Annotated in this window: 14 protein-coding genes; 7 read left to right on the top strand and 7 right to left on the bottom strand. The window is 72.5% G+C overall.

Translation table 11 applies throughout. The features are described 5' to 3' along the window. The first annotated feature begins 218 nt into the window (after positions 1-218). The 3 genes from ACFZB3_RS22400 to ACFZB3_RS22410 all read left to right on the top strand — a co-directional run bounded on the left by ACFZB3_RS22400 (position 219) and on the right by ACFZB3_RS22410 (position 3,852). On the top strand, positions 219-1,499 hold the full coding sequence (locus tag ACFZB3_RS22400) for a histidine kinase (protein WP_391377564.1): 1,281 nt from the start codon (positions 219-221) through the stop codon (positions 1,497-1,499). Further along, positions 1,484-2,134 carry a response regulator transcription factor gene (locus ACFZB3_RS22405; protein WP_351954589.1) on the top strand — a complete coding sequence of 217 codons (651 nt, stop codon included), beginning with the start codon at positions 1,484-1,486 and terminating at the stop codon, positions 2,132-2,134. The genes ACFZB3_RS22400 and ACFZB3_RS22405 overlap by 16 nt, the downstream gene beginning before the upstream one ends. Positions 2,135-2,307: 173 nt before the next feature. After that, positions 2,308-3,852: a DUF1996 domain-containing protein gene (locus tag ACFZB3_RS22410; protein ID WP_391377566.1), complete on the top strand. Its 1,545-nt coding sequence runs from the start codon at positions 2,308-2,310 to the stop codon at positions 3,850-3,852. 93 nt (positions 3,853-3,945) lie between these two features. Here ACFZB3_RS22410 and ACFZB3_RS22415 read toward each other — a convergent pair whose 3' ends face one another. Continuing rightward, positions 3,946-4,353, bottom strand: coding sequence for a hypothetical protein (locus ACFZB3_RS22415; protein ID WP_391377568.1), 408 nt, complete (start codon positions 4,351-4,353; stop codon positions 3,946-3,948). 162 nt (positions 4,354-4,515) lie between these two features. On the opposite strand from ACFZB3_RS22415, the gene ACFZB3_RS22420 reads away from it, so the two are divergent. The 4 genes from ACFZB3_RS22420 to ACFZB3_RS22435 all read left to right on the top strand — a co-directional run bounded on the left by ACFZB3_RS22420 (position 4,516) and on the right by ACFZB3_RS22435 (position 9,210). Continuing rightward, the gene (locus ACFZB3_RS22420) at positions 4,516-6,444 is read left to right on the top strand and encodes a hypothetical protein (protein ID WP_391377570.1); all 1,929 of its coding nucleotides are present in this window, start codon (positions 4,516-4,518) and stop codon (positions 6,442-6,444) included. Between the two features lie 92 nt (positions 6,445-6,536). Beyond that, positions 6,537-7,433, top strand: a complete 897-nt coding sequence (locus ACFZB3_RS22425; RefSeq protein WP_391377572.1) for a metal-dependent hydrolase — start codon at positions 6,537-6,539, stop codon at positions 7,431-7,433. After that, positions 7,433-8,464 carry a 2Fe-2S iron-sulfur cluster-binding protein gene (locus ACFZB3_RS22430; protein WP_391377575.1) on the top strand — a complete coding sequence of 344 codons (1,032 nt, stop codon included), beginning with the start codon at positions 7,433-7,435 and terminating at the stop codon, positions 8,462-8,464. The genes ACFZB3_RS22425 and ACFZB3_RS22430 overlap by 1 nt, the downstream gene beginning before the upstream one ends. A 56-nt stretch (positions 8,465-8,520) precedes the next feature. Next, entirely contained in the window at positions 8,521-9,210 is a 690-nt protein-coding gene (locus ACFZB3_RS22435) for a TetR family transcriptional regulator (protein ID WP_391377577.1), read from the top strand. A 140-nt stretch (positions 9,211-9,350) separates the two neighbouring features. Here the strand turns inward: ACFZB3_RS22435 and ACFZB3_RS22440 are convergent, their stop codons facing one another. The 6 genes from ACFZB3_RS22440 to ACFZB3_RS22465 all read right to left on the bottom strand — a co-directional run bounded on the left by ACFZB3_RS22440 (position 9,351) and on the right by ACFZB3_RS22465 (position 17,033). Then, positions 9,351-9,707, bottom strand: a complete 357-nt coding sequence (locus ACFZB3_RS22440; RefSeq protein ID WP_391377579.1) for a 5-carboxymethyl-2-hydroxymuconate Delta-isomerase — start codon at positions 9,705-9,707, stop codon at positions 9,351-9,353. A gap of 41 nt (positions 9,708-9,748) precedes the next feature. Beyond that, positions 9,749-10,639 carry an ABC transporter permease gene (locus ACFZB3_RS22445; protein ID WP_391377581.1) on the bottom strand — a complete coding sequence of 297 codons (891 nt, stop codon included), beginning with the start codon at positions 10,637-10,639 and terminating at the stop codon, positions 9,749-9,751. After that, a complete protein-coding gene (locus ACFZB3_RS22450) occupies positions 10,636-11,754 on the bottom strand; it encodes an ATP-binding cassette domain-containing protein (RefSeq protein ID WP_391377583.1) in 1,119 nt (372 codons plus the stop codon). The genes ACFZB3_RS22445 and ACFZB3_RS22450 overlap by 4 nt, the downstream gene beginning before the upstream one ends. Before the next feature lie 114 nt (positions 11,755-11,868). Then, positions 11,869-12,024 carry a VenA family class IV lanthipeptide gene (locus tag ACFZB3_RS22455; RefSeq protein WP_391377585.1) on the bottom strand — a complete coding sequence of 52 codons (156 nt, stop codon included), beginning with the start codon at positions 12,022-12,024 and terminating at the stop codon, positions 11,869-11,871. 49 nt (positions 12,025-12,073) lie between these two features. Then, positions 12,074-14,764: a class IV lanthionine synthetase LanL gene (gene lanL / locus ACFZB3_RS22460; RefSeq protein ID WP_391377587.1), complete on the bottom strand. Its 2,691-nt coding sequence runs from the start codon at positions 14,762-14,764 to the stop codon at positions 12,074-12,076. 646 nt (positions 14,765-15,410) lie between these two features. Then, a complete protein-coding gene (locus ACFZB3_RS22465) occupies positions 15,411-17,033 on the bottom strand; it encodes a SpoIIE family protein phosphatase (protein WP_391377589.1) in 1,623 nt (540 codons plus the stop codon). Positions 17,034-17,131 lie beyond the last annotated feature (98 nt).

The raw sequence follows: 17,131 nt of genomic DNA on the forward strand, positions 1-17,131 counted from the left end.
GGTCGCGCAGTTCCTCCCCCAGCCTTCGGCCGGGGGGACCCCCAGCGCCCCTTACGGGGCTTCAGGCAGCGCCCTGAAGGGGCGCGGGGAACTGCGCGACCAGCCACGACGGCGCCGCAGTCGGCAGACGAGATGGCGCGGGGTGTATCCAGCACCACCCCCTGGCACGGGGCCTCGGGCCAGTGACCCCCGCTCGTCCGGTCGGACAGACTGACGGCATGACGACGAACACTGACAGCGGGGGCTTCCGGGCCAGGGCGCGGGAGACCGCGCTCGCCGCCGTGCGGGGGCTGGTGCTGGCGCTGGTGATTCTGCCGGTCTCCGTGCTCTGCTTCACGCTGGTCGCGGTCTCGGTGGCGCTGATCCCGATCGGGGTCGGGATCGTCACCACGCCGTGGATCCTGGGCGGGGTGCGGGACGTGGCGGACGTGCGGCGGCGGCTCGCGTACGAGTGGTGCGGGGTGCGGATCCGGTCGGCGTACCGGGCGCTCCCGGCGGACGCCAACCCGTGGGCCAGGACCTTCGGGCTGCTGCGCGACCCGCAGGTCGGGCGGGACGTGCTGTGGCTGTTCGTCGACATGACGGCCGGGTTCGTGACCGCGCTGCTGCCGGCGGTGCTGCTGCTCTACCCGTTCGAGGGGTTCGCGGTGGCCGCCGGGCTGTGGCGGGTGCTCGCGAACGGTGAGACCTACTGGTACGGCTTCGTGCCGGTCACCGGCCAGGCCACCGCGTTCGGCGCCGCCGCGCTCGGCGCCGTGATCCTCGTCGGCGCCTTCCGTTACACCCCTGCCCTGCTGACCGCCCACTTCCGCCTCACCCGCGCGGTCCTCGACCCCGGCCGGGGCGAACTCGTCGAGCGGGTGCGGGTGCTGACCGAGACCCGGAAGGACGCGGTGGACGCCTCGGCGGCCGAGCTGCGCCGGATCGAGCGGGACCTGCACGACGGGGCGCAGGCCCGGCTGGTCGCCATGGGCATGGACCTCGGGACGATCGAGATGCTCCTGGACAGGGATCCGGAGAAGGCGAGGCAGTTGCTCGCGCAGACGCGGCAGGCGTCCGTGGAGGCGCTGGGCGAGCTGCGGGACCTGGTCCGGGGCATCCACCCGCCGGTGCTGGCCGAGCGCGGGCTCGGCGACGCCGTACGGGCGCTGGCGCTGCGGCTGCCGGTGCCGACCGAGGTGGCGGTGGAGCTGCCGGGGCGGGCGGACGCGCCGGTGGAGTCGGCCGCGTATTTCGCGGTGAGCGAGGTGCTGACCAACGCGGTGAAGCACTCCGGGTCCGACCGGATCTGGGTGGACCTGCACCACGTGCCGGAGGGCGGCGGCATGCTGCGGATCTCGGTCACCGACCACGGCCGGGGCGGCGCGGTGGTCGGCGCCGGGTCGGGGCTCACGGGGGTGGAGCGGCGGCTGGGTACATTCGACGGCGTCCTGGCCGTCAGCAGCCCCGCGGGCGGTCCCACCATGGTCACCATGGAGATCCCGTGCGTGTTGTCCTAGCCGAGGACCTGTTCCTGCTCCGCGACGGACTGGTCCGGCTGCTGGAGGCCTACGGCTTCGAGATCGCGGCCGCCGTCGAGTCCGGCCCCGAACTCGACCGTGCGCTGGCCGAGTTGCGGCCGGACGTGGCCGTGGTCGACGTACGGCTGCCGCCCACCCACACCGACGAGGGGCTGCAGTGCGCGCTCCGGGCGCGGCGGGACCGGCCGGGGCTGCCGGTGCTGGTGCTCTCCCAGCACGTCGAGCAGCTGTACGCGCGCGAGCTGCTGGCCGACGGCAGCGGCGCGGTGGGGTACCTGCTGAAGGACCGGGTGTTCGACGCGGAGCAGTTCGTGGACGCCGTGCGGCGGGTCGCGGCGGGCGGTACGGCCATGGACCCGCAGGTGATCCAGCAGCTGCTGTCCCGGCGGGCCGACGACCGGCCGCTCGGGGGCTTGACACCGCGGGAGCTGGAGGTCCTGGAGCTGATGGCGCAGGGCAGGTCGAACGCGGCGATCGCCGGGCAGCTCGTCGTCACGGAACGGGCCATCGCCAAGCACACCTCCAACATCTTCACCAAACTGGGACTTGAGGTGTCGGACGACGACAATCGGCGCGTCCTCGCGGTGCTCGCGTATCTGGACCGCGACCGCTGATTTTCCAGAAACAGCCCTGCTCAAACGGCAGTTGTGCCCCAAGTGCGTAACAAATCTCTGATGAATTTGTGAGACGCCTGAACACGTCTGAGACGTGCTGCGTATGAAAGGACGCCGCTTCACTCCTGTCGGGCGCCTCGATGCCGCCCCGCAAGGAAGGTCTGAGGAGTTCCATGGGACGCAACATACGCAAACGCCGTTCGCCGCTGACCGTCAAGGTCATAGCCGCATCGGCGGCTGTCGCACTCGGCGGGGGCGGGCTGCTCTATGCGCAGATGAACGCTTCGGCTCACGAGTCGAACAACTCGGCGCAGAACTACACGAAGGCCGCCGCCGCGACGGTGGCGACCATCTCCTGCCCGGACGTCGGCCAGAAGCTGACGAGCGTGCCGGACAAGGCCAAGCAGGGGGTGGCGACGGAACTGGCGAACCTCGACAAGCAGATCACCGAGGCCTACTCCCGGCTCGCCTCCACGCGCCAGGCACAGGCGAACGACGCCAACTTCGTGCAGAACGCGATCATCGGCCCCCTGAAGGAGAAGCGGGCGGCCACGATCGACCGGATTCGTATCGACATCACGCGGGTCGGCGGCCAGTTCAACAGCGCGCTGTCCCAGCTCGCCGCCTGCACCACGCAGACCGCCAACCAGACCACCGCCGGACAGGGCAACAACAACGGTGGTCAGAACAACAACGGCGGCCAGAACAACAACGGGAACAACGGCCAGGCCAGCGCCAGCGCCGCCCCGAGCGCCAGCGCCAGCACCCCGGTCGACGTCGGCATCGGCGGCCAGGCGGGCAACGGCCCGACCGCGGCCGACTTCGTGGACATCACCAAGGTCGCGCCGAACGTCCTGGCCAAGCCGCAGAACACCGGCCAGGCCTCGACCGGCACCTTCACCACCCGTTGTGGCACGAACCAGAACAAGAACCACAACACCGACAACGTCATCGTGGCGCCCGGCGTGAACAACGGCGCGCACCACCTGCACGACTACGTCGGCAACCAGAAGGTCAACGCCTTCTCCACCAACGACTCGATGCTGGCGGCGCCGAGCTCCTGCCAGAACCAGAGCGACCTGTCGTCGTACTACTGGCCGGTCGTGCGTATCCAGAACGGTACGCAGGACTTCGACCAGAACGCGCTCGGCGGTGGCACCGAGGGCAACGTCGGCAAGATCCTGACGCCGGTCCAGGCGCAGATCAAGTACGTCGGCAGCCCGGCCAGCAAGGTCGTCGCGATGCCCCAGTTCCTGCGCATCATCACCGGTGACGCCAAGACCACGACCAACGGTCTGGCCAACGCCAACGCGCACTGGAGCTGCACCGGCTTCGAGAACAAGGTCCAGCTGACGCAGCAGTACCCGATCTGCCCGCAGGGCAGCCAGGTGGTGCGTACGTTCGCCTTCCAGAGCTGCTGGGACGGCACGAACATCGACAGCGCCAACCACCGTACGCACGTGGCCTTCGCGGACCCCGCGAGCGGTGTCTGCGGCAACGGCTTCAAGGCGATCCCGCAGCTGACCATGCGCCTGGTGTACAACATCACCCCGCCGACCATCCAGAACGGCCAGGTGAAGAACGCCTACGCGGTGGACGGTTTCCCGGAGCAGCTGCACAAGGCCGCGACCGACCACGACGACTTCATCAGCATCACCAAGAACAACCTGGCGGCGAAGATCGCCAACTGCATCAACACCGGCAAGAAGTGCCAGTAGCAGTAGCCGGGCGGTGACCCGGTAACACGAAAGCGGGCGGTGGGAATCTCCCACCGCCCGCTTTCGTATGTGCCGCGGACCCCGACCGGTGCGTCAGCTGGTGTGCTTGCTGTGGTCGGTGCCGATCTCCTCCTCGCCGCCCAGCGTGGTCTGCAGCGACTTGACCAGCTTGTCGGTGCCGACGGCGACCCACTTGCGGCCGACGAGGTAGAAACCGCCGTAGTCCTTCGCGTCGTTGATCCACTCGCGCTGGCCGCGGTCGGTGGCGAAGGTGGCGAAGACGAACTTGCCGGCGGGGACCTTGCAGATCGCCTGGCGGACCTCGTCGGAGTCGATCTGCATGTCCGGGGTGCACTTCACCTTGGCGGCCAGGCTCTCCAGGCTGCCGGTGGCCGTCACCGGGATCCTGGCCTCCGCCTTGCCGTCGCCGGATCCGCAGCCCGCCAGCGCCAGTACGGCCGCGGCGCCGGCCACGGCGAGCATCGGTCGGGTCGTCCTCATCTGTTCCTCCGGTCGCGTTGCCGGCCCCGGGTGCCTTCGGGGGCCCGTCCCCTTCGATACGGCTGCGGGCCGCGAAGCACTCACATCGGCTCACATCGTGCGGACACCGCAGTGTCACCCGAGTGGCGGTGACCAACCAACGGTTCGCTCGTTCTCCAGGACGTGCAGTCACAGGATGTAGCCCAGCGTCACGCAGCCGCCTCCGCCGGAGCCCCGCATCCGGCCGTCGACGTCGAGCAGGCCGAGGCCGCGCTCGTCGAGCACTACCCCCGGCTGGTCCGGCTCGCCTACCTGGTGCTGCCACCGGGGCTCGCGCGCGGCCGCCGCGTCCTGACCGCGCACGCCCTGGTCCAGCGGGCGCTGCCCCGGGGCCGCAAGCAGGTCCCGGTGGTCCCGGCCCAGTCCGACGGGCGGCAGACCGACCCCGGGTACTCGCTGGTCCGCCTCGAAGTGGTGCGTACGGCGCTGGAGGCGGGCCGGCCGCTCCGGCTCTCCGCGTGGCCCCGGCGCGCCCAGCTGCCGCCGCTGCTCCCCCAGGTGTGGGGCCTCAGGCTCTTCCCGCGCTCCGGCGGCGCCGACGAACTCGCCCTGGACCAGCGGCTCGCCGGCCTCTCCGGTCCGGCCCGTGCCGCCTACGCGCTGCGCGGCCTCGAACAGCTTGCCGACGCGGACGTGCGGGGGCTCCTGCGGGCGGCCGGTGTCGAGCACCCCGAGGGCGCGCTCGCCGAGGCGAACGGCGTCCCGGCGGAGTACCCGCTGCTCGACTCCCCCGAGTTCGACCCGTGTTCCCTGCAGGCCCGGCCCACCGATCTGATGCACCGCCGCCGGCACACCAAGGCCGCGCTGGCCGCCGCTGCCGCCCTCGCCGTGTGCGGGGCACTGGTCGCGCTGCCGGGCGGCGGCTGGGGCGCCGACGGCGCGGCCGCCCCGGTGTACGCGCAGAACCCGGCCGCCCAGGCCGCCCTGGACCCGGCCCAGCTGACGAAGGTCCCGGCCGCCGTCTGGAAGACCGCCGCGCGCACCGACTTCTCCGTCTGGCCGGCCCGCGGCGCCCTCACCGGCGACACCGCGCTGCTGCGCCGCGCCCTCGCCGTCTGGGCCCGCCCCGGCGACACCGTCCGCGTCTCGGCGACCCCCGGCACCCAGACCGGCGGCCCGGCGGGGCCGCCCCAGCTGCTGTACGCGGGCGTGGTCGACAGCGCCCGGGTAGTGATCTTCTACGACGGTCTGCGCATCGCCCGCTACGCCGAGCCGAAGGACGGCACCCAGGGCGCGGCCCTGGACTTCGCCCGTGCCGACGGCGCGACCGGCGCGGAGGCGAGCGCCCTGGTCCTGGGCCGGGCCGACGGCAACGTCCGCTATCTGACCGCCCCCTGGGTGACCGGGGCGGCCGAGCGGGACCTGATGAAGCCGGACGCCGGGGCGCTGGACCTCGGGCTGACCGACGGGGTGACCGGTCCGCTGGCCAGCCCCGCGGTGCAGCAGGGGGCGTGCACGTCCTGGAACGTGCTCCAGCTGACCGACGCGCGGGGGGTGCACCTCGCGACCGACCTGGGCGAACTGGTGCCGGCCCGGCTCACCGCCGGGCGGCCCGGCGACACCGGCGAGGCCTCGGGGGCGGCGGCGCTGCGCGACTGGGCGCCGTTCGCCTGCTCACTGGCCGCGGAGCGGTCGGCCGGGGTGCGCAGTGTCAACGCGTGGGCGTTCGCCGAGCAGCAGCTGCCGGACGCCGGCGGCACCGGGTCGTGGGTGTGCACGCGCACCGAGACCTGGCGGGGCGACGGGACGGTGTCGCTGGCCCAGTTCCGGACGCCCGGCAGCCGGTACGGGGCGGTCGCGGCCAAGGGCGCGGACGTGACGGCCTGCGGTCCGCGCGATCCGCACGTGCTGGCCGGGGTGCTGTGGAAGTCGGGGGGCGGCCAGTGGTACCTGCTGGCGGCGGGCGGCCGTGACACGGCGTCGATCCGGGCGACCGGCGGGGTCACGGCGTCGGCGCAGGGTACCCGGCTGGTGGCCAGGGCGAAGCAGGGAGCGCAGGCCGACCTGGCGGGGACACTGGAGGACGGGACCGCGATCAGCGGGCTGCGGTGAGCCGGTACCGCCGGAGGCCCTTGCTGACGTTCGCGTAAACAAGGTGTGCCGGAGGTCTTCTCAGGCCACCTACCCGTCAGTACATTGACGCCATGTCCAACAAGCAGCCGCAGCCGGTGCCGTCCGAGCACATCGCGCTCCAGGCCCGCAACGTGTCCTTCGCCTGGGAGGACACCCCCCTGCACTGGGTGCCCGGCGATCCCTTCGCGACGCACACCATCAACGTGCTGCACCTGCTGCTGCCCGCCGGCGAGCGGTGGTTCGTGCACGTCTACAAGCAGGTGCTGCCGCTCATCCGCGACGAGCGGCTGCGCGCGGACGTCGTCGGGTTCATCGGGCAGGAGGCGATGCACTCCCAGGCCCATGACGAGGTGCTGCCCCACCTCCGGGAGCAGGGTCTCGACCCGACGCCGTACACCGCCCAGGTCGACTGGTTCTTCGAGAAGCTGCTCGGCGACCGGACCCTGCCGCCCGGGAGGGCCAGGCGCTGGTGGCTGCTGGAACGGGTCGCGCTGATCGCGGCCATCGAGCACTACACCGCCTTCCTCGGCGACTGGGTGCTCAACGCCGGGGAGCTGGACCGGCGGGGCGCCGACCCGATGATGCTGGACCTGCTGCGCTGGCACGGTGCCGAGGAGGTCGAGCACCGGTCGGTCGCCTTCGACCTGTTCCTGCACCTCGACGGCGGCTACCGGCGCCGGGTGCGGACCTGGGCGACGGCGTTCACGGCGATCGTGTTCCTGTGGCAGCGCGGCGCCCGCTTCTTCATGGCGAACGACCCGACGCTCGACGAGGGCCGGGCCCGGCTCCGGGACTTCTACCTCGCCGGCCGGCGCGGCACGCTGCCCGCCACCGGGGACATGCTGAAGTCGATCCCGCGCTACCTCAGCCGCACCTACCACCCCTCCCAGGAGGGCTCCACCGAACAGGCCGTCGCCTACCTGGCCTCCTCCCCCGCCGCGCGCGCCGCCGAGCAGGAGGGGAAGTGATGACGCCGAGGCTGCGGACCGTCGTCGCCGTCGCGGGTGCCGCGCTGCTCGCCAGGCGGGCCCTGCGCCGCCGCATCGAGGCCTCCCCGCTGTGGCCGATGCCGGCCCTGGACCCGCCGACCTCCGGGCAGCCGCGCTCCCGGTCGCTGCGGCTGCTGGTCGCCTCGCGCCGGACGGTCGCCGAAGGTGTCGTGCAACTGCGTCTGGAGGGAAGGGAGCTGCCGCCCTGGCAGCCCGGTGCCCATCTCGACGTCGTGCTGCCGTCCGGGCTGGTCCGGCAGTACTCGCTCTGCGGGGACCCGGCCGACACCTCGTCGTACACGGTCGCCGCGCGGCTGGTCGCGGACGGGCGGGGCGGTTCGCGGGAGGTCCACGAGCAGGTCGTGGAGGGCATGGAGCTGGAGGTGCGCGGGCCGCGCAACCGTTTCCCGCTCGTCGGGGCCGCCTCGTACGTGTTCGTGGCCGGGGGCATCGGGATCACGCCGATCCTGTCCATGGTGCGGGCCGTGCCGGACGGGGTGCCGTGGCGGCTGCTGTACTGCGGGCGGACGCGCGGGTCCATGCCGTTCCTGGCGGAGCTGGCCGGGGACGACAGGGTCACGGTCGTCGCGGAGGACGAGGACGGGCGCCCGGACCTGGACGCGCTGGCCGTCCCGGAGGGCGCGGCGGTCTACTGCTGCGGTCCGGAGGGTCTGATGGCGGCGGTGGAGGAGCGGTTCCCGACGGTCCGCCTCGAACGTTTCACGCCGCGCGCCGACACCGGCGGCAACCACGCCTTCGAACTCGAACTGCGGCGCAGCGGACGGACGTTGACGGTCCCGGCCGACTCGACCGTGCTGGCCACGGTGCGTACGGAGCTGCCCGACACCCCGTACTCCTGCGCGCAGGGATTCTGCGGGACCTGCCAACAGCGGGTCCTGGAAGGGGAAGTGGAGCACCGGGACGAGCTCCTCACGGACACGGAGCGTGCCGACTCGATGCTCATCTGTGTTTCCCGGGCCCGAAGTGGGAGACTTGTGCTGGATCTGTGAACACCTGTGAAGGGTCGGGTCCGTGGGAGGCCGGATCCGATCGGTAAGGTGTTCGCATGACAATCGGGGTACGCCGCAGGATGGGAGTCGAGGAACGGCGGCAGCAGTTGATCGGCGTCGCCCTCGAACTGTTCAGCCGTCGCTCGCCCGACGAGGTCTCCATCGACGAGATAGCCTCGGCCGCGGGCATCTCGCGGCCGCTGGTCTACCACTACTTCCCCGGCAAACTCAGCCTGTACGAGGCCGCGTTGAAGCGAGCCTCGGAGGATCTCGCGGGCCGCTTCATCGAGCCGCAAGAGGGCCCGCTCGGGGCCAGGCTGCTGCGCGTGATGCGCCGCTTCTTCGACTTCGTCGACGAACACGGGCCCGGCTTCGCCGCGCTGATGCGCGGCGGCCCGGCGGTCGGCTCCTCGGCGACCAACGCGCTCATCGACTCGGTACGGCAGGCCGCCTACGAGCAGATCCTCTCCCACCTCGACGTCGCCGAGGCGCCGGCCCGGCTGGAACTGGTCATCCGTTCCTGGATCTCGCTCGCCGAGTCGACGGCCCTGATCTGGCTGGACGGGCGGCGCATCCCGCGCGCCGAGCTGGAGATCCAGCTCGTCCACGATTTCGCTGCGCTGACCGCCGTGAGTGCGGCGTACGACGAGGAGATGACGGCGCTCGTGAAGCGGATGGTCCAGGACGAGCCGACCGACGGCCCGTTCGCGGACCTCGCCGCACGGCTCATCGCCCTGGCGGGCTAGCCCCGGCGCATCGGCCGTCGGGTGCCTGCGGGCCGGTGGGGGCTGGTCGCGCAGTGCCCCGCGCCCCTGAAAGCAGGGGCGCGGGGCACTGCGCGAGCAACCACGACGGCGCGGCGGCCGGACAACCGGCAGCAGCAGACCTAGCCCTCGTACTTCCGGTACGACGGGTCCAGGTCCCGGACCTCGGCAGAGGCGTGCAGGACGAAGCCGTCCGGCTCCAAGTGCTCCCGCAGCAGCTCCAGGGTCGTCTCGGTCAGCTTCGCCTTGGTCTCGTCGGTGCGGCCGGCGAGCAGGCCGAAGGTGACGTGGACGATGACATGCCAGCCGTCCTCGTCGTAGCCGAAGGCGGTCGCGTCCGCGGCCCGGAAGAGGGTCTTGCAGGCCTCGGGCTTGGCCGCCGCGATCTCGACGACGGCGCCGTGCAGGGCCTTGGCGAAGCCCTCCCGGTCGAAGGCAGGGCCCGCCGTGGCGGTGTAGTCGACGGTGATCTGCGGCATCAGCGCTCCTGTTCTACGGCTACTGGGTGCCAGCCTAGGTCTCAGGCGGGGCGGCCGAAGCGGCGGGCGGCCCAGAGCAGGGCGAGGACTCCGCCCGCCAGCAGCAGGCCGCCCTCCAGGAGCAGGGGAGGCTGCCGGCCGAACCACTCGATGCCCGCGGTGGTGGCCTGGTCCGGCACCCGCAGCGCGATGCAGCGGCGGAGCAGGTCCACTCCGTAGGCGAGCGGATTGAGGACGGTCAGCAGGTGGGCCCAGCCCGGCAGGTTCTGCGTCGGGAAGAAGCCGCCGGAGAGGAACAGCAGCGGCATCATCACCAGGCCGAGCAGCATCTGGAAGATCTCGGGCCGGTCCAGGCTCACGGCGAGCAGCAGGGACAGGGCCGTGACGGTGAAGGAGGCCAGGACCAGGGCGGCGAGGAGCAGGGCCAGCAGGAGCGGGTCGTAGGGCAGGCCGACGGCACCGGCCAGGCCGAGCAGGACGGCGCCCTGGACCGTCGAGACGAGGGTGCCGCCGGCGCAGCTGCCCAGGAGGAGGGTGGGCCGGCTGACCGGGGCCATCAGGAGTTCGCGCAGGTAGCCGCTCTGCCGGTCGGTGATCAGGCGGATGCCGACGACGATGGCCGGCGCCTGCACCGTCATGATCAGCATGCCCGGGAAGAGGTAGGCCTGGTAGCCGACGCCCAGCGCGGAGCCGGGGATGAGGGCGGCCAGGCCGCCTCCCAGGACGAAGAGGTAGAGCACCGGCTGGATCAGCATCAGGGCGGTGTGGACCCGTTGGGCGGACAGGCGCAGCAGGTCGCGGTGGACCAACGCGTGCACGGCGCGCAGTTCGTGGCGCAGACGGGTCCCCGGCTCACGGCCGGGGTCGCCGGTGCCGGCGGGGTCGTCAGGGGTGCCGGGGACGTCCGAGGCCGGGAGGGCGGATGCGGTCATGGGGCCTCCTCGGTCGCTGCGGTGGGGCCGCCGGGAGCGGGGACGGCGGGTGTCCGGGGGGAGCCGGGGACGTGGATGCTGCGGCCGGTGTGGTGGAAGAAGACGTCGTCGAGCGTCGGCGGCGTCGCGGACGCGGCGTGCACGGCGATGCCGTGGCCTGCCAGCGCCCCGCACAGCCGGGGAATCCAGGCGCTGCCGTCGGGCACCCGCAGGGACACCCCTTCGCCGTCCCGGGTGACGGCGACGCCCGGTGGTGCGGTCCGGCCCACGACCCGTCGTGCCGCCGCGTCGTCGCCGGTGCGCAGCACCACCCGGTCGTCCCCGATCGCGGCCTTGAGCGCGAGGGGCGTGCCCCGGGCCACGAGCCGGCCGTGGTCGATGATGCCGAGGCGGTCGCAGTTCTCCGCCTCCTCCAGGTAGTGGGTGGTGACGAAGACGGTGCAGCCGTACCGGTCGCGCAGCAGGCGCAGGTGTCCCCAGACCTGGGCGCGGGCGTGCGGGTCGAGTCCGGTGGTCGGCTCGTCGAGGAACAGCACCCGGGGCGCGTGCAGCAGGCCGCGGGCGAGTTCCAGACGACGGCGCATGCCTCCGGACAGGGTGCGTACCGGGGCACGCCGCCGGTCGGCCAGTCCGACCGTGTCGAGCATCTCGGTGACGCGCAGGCGGGCGTGGCGTCGGCGCAGTCCGTAGAGGCGGGCGTGGATGTAGAGGTTCTGTTCGGCCGTCAGGTCCGGGTCCAGGGCGCTGTGCTGGAAGAGCATCCCGACCGCCGCGCGTACCCGGTCCGGCCGGCCGAGCACGTCGGCGCCCGCCACCACTGCGTGTCCGGCGGTGGGGCGGACCAGCGCGCACAGCAGGGCGAGGGTGGTGGACTTCCCCGCGCCGTTGGGGCCGAGGAAGGCGAAGGTCTCGCCTTCGAACACGTCCAGGTCCAGGCCGCGGACGGCGTGGGTGGTGGTCCCGTCCGGGCCCGGGTAGCTCTTGACCAGGCCGCGCGTGCTGATGGCGCATGCGGGCCGGGCCGCCCACTGCGCGGGGTCCGGGTCCTGGTTCGGGTCGGCGGCGGTCGGCACGGTCGTCCGGGTGCGGGCGTCGTCAGCGGCGGGTGGCTGCATGGTCGGGTCCTCGTCCACGGGGGTCGTGTTCCGCGGGCCTGCCGTCCGCAGCGGCCCCGGCTCCGGCTCCGGCCGGTGGCCGCCCGAGGGCGGCCACCGGCCGGAGGTTCTGGGCTAGGCGCAGCTGATGCCCACGCAGACCGTGTTGAGCAGCGTCAGCAGGCCGACGCACGCACACGTCCCGGAGTACGAGGCTCCGTCGAAGTCGACCGGGTCGGTCTCCGGAAGGGCGTGCAGCTGGGCCAGCAGCTCAAGGGCCTGGTTCTCCATGACATTCTCCTTCTGTGAGCGGTTAGCGACAGGGGGGTTTTCCTGCCGCTCAGCCCGGCTGCTGGACAGTCCAGTGCCGGGAGTCGGTGTGGCGCGTCCTCAGGAGGAACGCCAGGATTCCCGCGGACCCGTCGCTCCAGCTCGTCGAGATCTCCCCGTACTCGTTGGGGAAGACGACGTGGGCTGCGCGGTGGGCGCGCTCGGAGACGATGAGGCGGGCCAGGTCCTCGGCCATCGCCCGGTAGGCGGGCTCCCCGGTGGCGTCGGCCATGTCGAGGAGGAAGTCGCCGTTGCCCGCCAGCCCGTGGCACTGGGTGAGGGCGGCCCGGGAGGCGCGCTCCATGACGGCGTGTACGGCGCCGCGGGCGAGATCGCCGAATCGCCTGTCTCCGGTCCGCTGCCAGAGCCGGACCAGGAAGGAGCCGATGCCCGCCGAGCCGTGGCACCAGTACGGGGCCGTGGGCGGGTCCGTGGCCTGGGCCGGCCACTGGGCGGCCCGGCCGACCGGCACGGCGTTGGCCACCAGGTGCTCGCCCGCCGCCAGGGCCAGTTCCAGGTGTTCCGGCCGCCCGGAGACGGCCTCGGCGGTGAGCAGGAAGCTGCCGATGCCGGCCGAGCCGTGCGCGAAGCCCAGGTAGCGTTTGCCGGCCTCCTCGGAGACGGCTTCGGCGGGGACGGGCCAGCTCACGCCGGACGGCTCGGGCTGTGCGGCGGCGGCCAGCCGGTCGGCCGCGTCGGCGACCAGTTCGGCCAGGCGCGGGTCGCCGGTACGGTGCCACAGGGCGGCGGCGGCGAGTCCGCTGCCCGCGCTGCCGTGGGTGATGTCGTGACTGGGCGTCGGCTCCGGCGGAGCCAGCGCGAGGGCCAGGGCGTGGTCGGTGAGCGCGCGGTCGCCGACGGCGCGTCCGGCGTCGTACAGCGCCCAGGCGATTCCGCGGCCGCCGAAGTGCAGGCCCGGACGGATGGACCGGGTGTCGGTCCGGGCGGCGATCCAGTTGCCCGCGGTGGAGATCAGGTCCGGCAGGCGGGGGTCGCCGGTGAGCTCGAAGTACCGGGTCAGGACCGCGAGTACGCCTGCCGCGCCCTGCTGCACGGTGCACGGATCGGTCTCGCCGGCGAGGGTGGAGACGGGCCACAGCCGCCGGTCGTCGTGCGGGGTCATCGCATCGACGAGGTGGTCCACCATCCCGGTGACCGCTGCCTGCGTGGCCGGGTCCGGACCACCGGGATCATCCGGATCGGCCGTCCGGGCCGGCCCGGCGGCGGTCCGCCTCGGCAGCGCCGGGTCCGCGCGGCGCAGAGCCGCCCGCGCCCTGGCCGGGTCCCAGCGCCCGCCGGGATCGTCCTTCATCAGTCCGAGCAGCATCTCGGCCAGACCGTCCGGCAGCGGCAACGTTTCGTCGCAGGCGGCCAGCCACTCGGCCAACCGCTCTTCCGCGGGCCTGGCGGCCGGTTCCTCGGGCAGCAGGTTCGGTACCTTCCCGGCGAGCACGAAGCACAGGGTGGCGCCGAGGCTGTAGTAGTCGGCCGTCGGGGAGACCGGGGCGTCCGCCAGGCGCTCGGGGGCGCTGAAGCCCGGGGTCCCCACCCGGGTCGGGAGCGGGACGTCGTCCGTCAGGACCGCGAGCTCCAGGTCGATGAGGCGCAGTTCCCCGTCGGGGCGGACCATGACGTTGCCGGGTGTGAGGTCCCGCAGGACGCAGCCGCGGGCGTGGGCGGCCGCGACGAGCTCCACCAGGCGGCCGGCCTGGGCGAGCGCGTCCGCCCGGTAGCGTTCGCTCCCGACGTCGCGGAAGCGCTCGGCGACCCAGTTGCGCAGGGGGATGCCCGGCACTTCCTCCTGGGCCAGGAACAGGTGCCCGCCCGTCTCGAACATCGCGAGCGGCTCCGGTGCCAGTCCCGTGCCCCTGAGCTTCTCCAGCGTCCTGGCCTCGGCGCGCAGCCAGTCACGGATGTCGCCGCCGGCGGCGTCGCCCTCCACGTGCGGCCGGGTCTCCTTGATCACCACAGGTGCGCCCGTGGTGACGTCGGTTCCCCGGTAGACGCCGCCCTTGTTGGTGTGCCGGATCGCCTCCCGTACCGAGAACCGGCCGCCGAGCAGCACCGGGCCGCTCGCCGCCTTCTGCGGTCGCGGCGGCAGCGGCACCGAGGCGGGAAAGGGGCTGACCGCCCAGGAGGGCGGGGAGTACTGCCCGGTGCGCTTGTCCTCCACGGGGTTGCCGTCGGGGTCCTCGATGAACCACACCAGCAGCCCCTGGTCCGAGAGCCGCCGCCGGCCGACGAAGGCGCCGTAGCGGTAGTGCACCAGACTCTGCGGCGCATAGGGCTGGTCGGACAGGATCCGGGGACCGGCCAGTCCTGCCGTGGCCCGGTGCAGCGCCAGCGCCAGCCGTGCGGCGTCGGCGTCGGAGGACGGGTATACGGTGATGAACTTGCCGGAGCTTCCTCGTGGCGTGGCGCGGGAATTGAGTGCACCCACCTGTTCGAGCGACCGGACGAACTTGAATCCCGACTCCTCGTGCAACAGCACGTCCAGTGCCTTCTCCAGCACTTCCGGCGCGGACGCGGCCGTCGCGGAAACGTGCAATTTCCAGCCCTGCCGGCGTCGCATGCCGGACTGGTGGGTGAGGCGGCACCACATCTCGTCCGCGTCGGTCGTCCAACGCGCGCCGGTACCCGTGGTCTGTAACGCCCGGCGGAGCAGAATTTCGAGATCGATTCCGGTTGCGTGGCTCGTCATACGTGTCCCTCTCAACGGCGAGAACCGCTGGTTGGAATATCTCCTCGGCGAGAAAAAACGTACAACAGCCGCCTGCCGGCCGTCACTTGATTCGGCGAGCGCACGGTGTTGCACCGGCAATGGACGGCGCAGTCCGGCGCAGAATAGAGGCGTATAAGTGACGGCACTCCGGAAAATAATCCACGCGTTCGACGGCATCGCATCCCGCATCCGGGGAAAAGAAACAGCGTGCACCAATTAACTCTGAATCAAATCGCGGTGATGACGGGAGATTCAGGAGACCCGCGGCGACCCGCCGGTCTCAGCCCTCTCAGCCGATACCGGGCACTTGACGGCAGGGAACACCACCGCCGCGTTCATTATCCAGCGGCCCGTGAATTCGATCTAGCGGCGAATCGAGCACGATTAGTGACAGCCATGGCCATAGCGAACGCAATCGACGCGGAATATCCCGTGCCGTTTCCTTCCCGGTTTTCGAATCCGCCCACTTGCGCCCGCTTCTGCTCGATTCCGTCAGGGCGCCCGCCGGCCTGCCGTGATCCGCCGTGTCAGATCCGGTGTGCGCAAGGCGAATCGGGGCGTCCGGCGAATGCCGGGGGGAATGCAGGCGAGCCGTCGGCGGCGGACGGCGACGGCGGGACGGCCGCTAGTTCGCCAGGCTCAGTGCCAGCAGTGCGATGTCGTCCTCGCGGTCCCGGCCGAAGCAGGCCAGGAGGGTGTCGCACAGGGCCTCCAGGCCGGGCAGGGCGCCGCCGGCCGCGGCCCGGAGGTGTTCCATCGAGACCGCGAGGTCGGTACCGCGGGTCTCGATCAGGCCGTCGGTGACCATGAGGAGCCGGTCGGTGGGGCCGAGGACCAGTTCGGTGGGCGGCGGGTGCGGCAGGCCCACCCCGAGCAGCGGACCGGACGCCTTGACGTACTCGGCGCTGCCGTCGTCCCCGAGTATCAGCGGCGGGATGTGGCCGGCGTTGGCAACGCGGGTGCGCCCGGTCGCCGGGTCGATCAGGGCCAGGCAGACGGTGGCCGTGACCTCGGCGTGGTAGTGCTGGAGCAGCCGGTCGAGGCGGTCGGCGAGGGCGGCCGGGTCGCTCTCGGTGAGGCAGTAGGCGCGCAGCGCGTGCCGCAGTTCCACCATGACGGTGGCCGCCTCCAGCGAGTGCCCCACGACGTCCCCGACCGCGGTGAGCACCCCGTCGCCGACCCGCAGCGCGGCGTAGAAGTCGCCGCCGATCTCGGTCTCCTGGGAGGCGGGTTCGTAGCGCACCGCTATGTCGACGCCCGGCAGGTCGGGCAGTTGGTGCGGGCGGGGCAGGAAGCTGTGCTGGAGGGTGAGCGCGACATGCCGCTCCACCTGGTACATGAGCAGCGGCTCGGCGGCGAGCGCGGTGGCCTGGGCCAGCTGGGCCAGCAGCGCCTCGTTCTCGGGGTCGACCCTGCGCTGCCCGCGGGTGGGGGTGGCCAGGCACACCGGCACCTTGCCGTCCTGGGTGAGGACCAGCGTCAGCCGGGCGTCGTGCTGCACCCCGGGCCGGAAGAAACCGGTGGGCCACAGCGGCGTCGGCACGGTGGTGATCCGGACCCCGGACTGCCCGCGGGTGAGCCGGCGCAGCAGCCCGGCCACGTCCCGGTGGGCGCCCTCGTCCGGCAGCGCGAGGGAGGTCCGCTCCCGGTACAGGCCGCGGTACAGCTGGTCGTCCTGGTCGAGGACGAAGACGGCGGCCGGGCAGCCGAGGAGGCGGGCGGCGCCGTCCGCGGCGGCGTCGGCCAGTTCGGGCAGCGAGCGGGCCGCCTGGATGGTGACGATCGTCTGCGACAGCAGTTTCAGCCGCCGCACCAGTGCCTGGTCGTCGGCGCGCAGCCGGGCGGCGCGCACCGCGGCCCGGACCGCCGCCTCGATCTCCTCCGGCTCGGCGGGCACCGTCAGATACGCCTCGGCCCCCGTGTCGAGGCCCGGGCAGCGGTCGGCGGGGGCGGTGCGCCGGGCCGAGAAGTGCACGACGGGCAGGCCGGCCATGTGCGGCCGCTCCTTCAGCCGGCGGCAGAGCTCGAAGCCGCTCATGTCCGGGAGGTTCACGTCGACGAGGGCCACGTCGGGCAGGGCGCCCTTGCGCAGCCGTACGTCGAGTTCGGCGAGCGCCTGCCGGCCGTCGGCGACCGCGACGACCTGGTGGCCGGCCCGGCGCAGCACGGTGCCCATCGCGTACCGGCTCGCGGGTTCGTCGTCCACGACCAGCACGGTCGTGTCTGTCAGCTTGCCGTCGACGTCCATGCTCCCAGCCCCTGGACAACACCGGTGGGGCAGTGCCTTGGGTCACCCCCGGCGGCAGCCGGGGGCATGCCGGGCCTGCCCCACCGAGTCAGGCCGCG

The organism is Streptomyces sp. NPDC008092, assembly GCF_042957285.1.
Classification (GTDB): domain Bacteria; phylum Actinomycetota; class Actinomycetes; order Streptomycetales; family Streptomycetaceae; genus Streptomyces.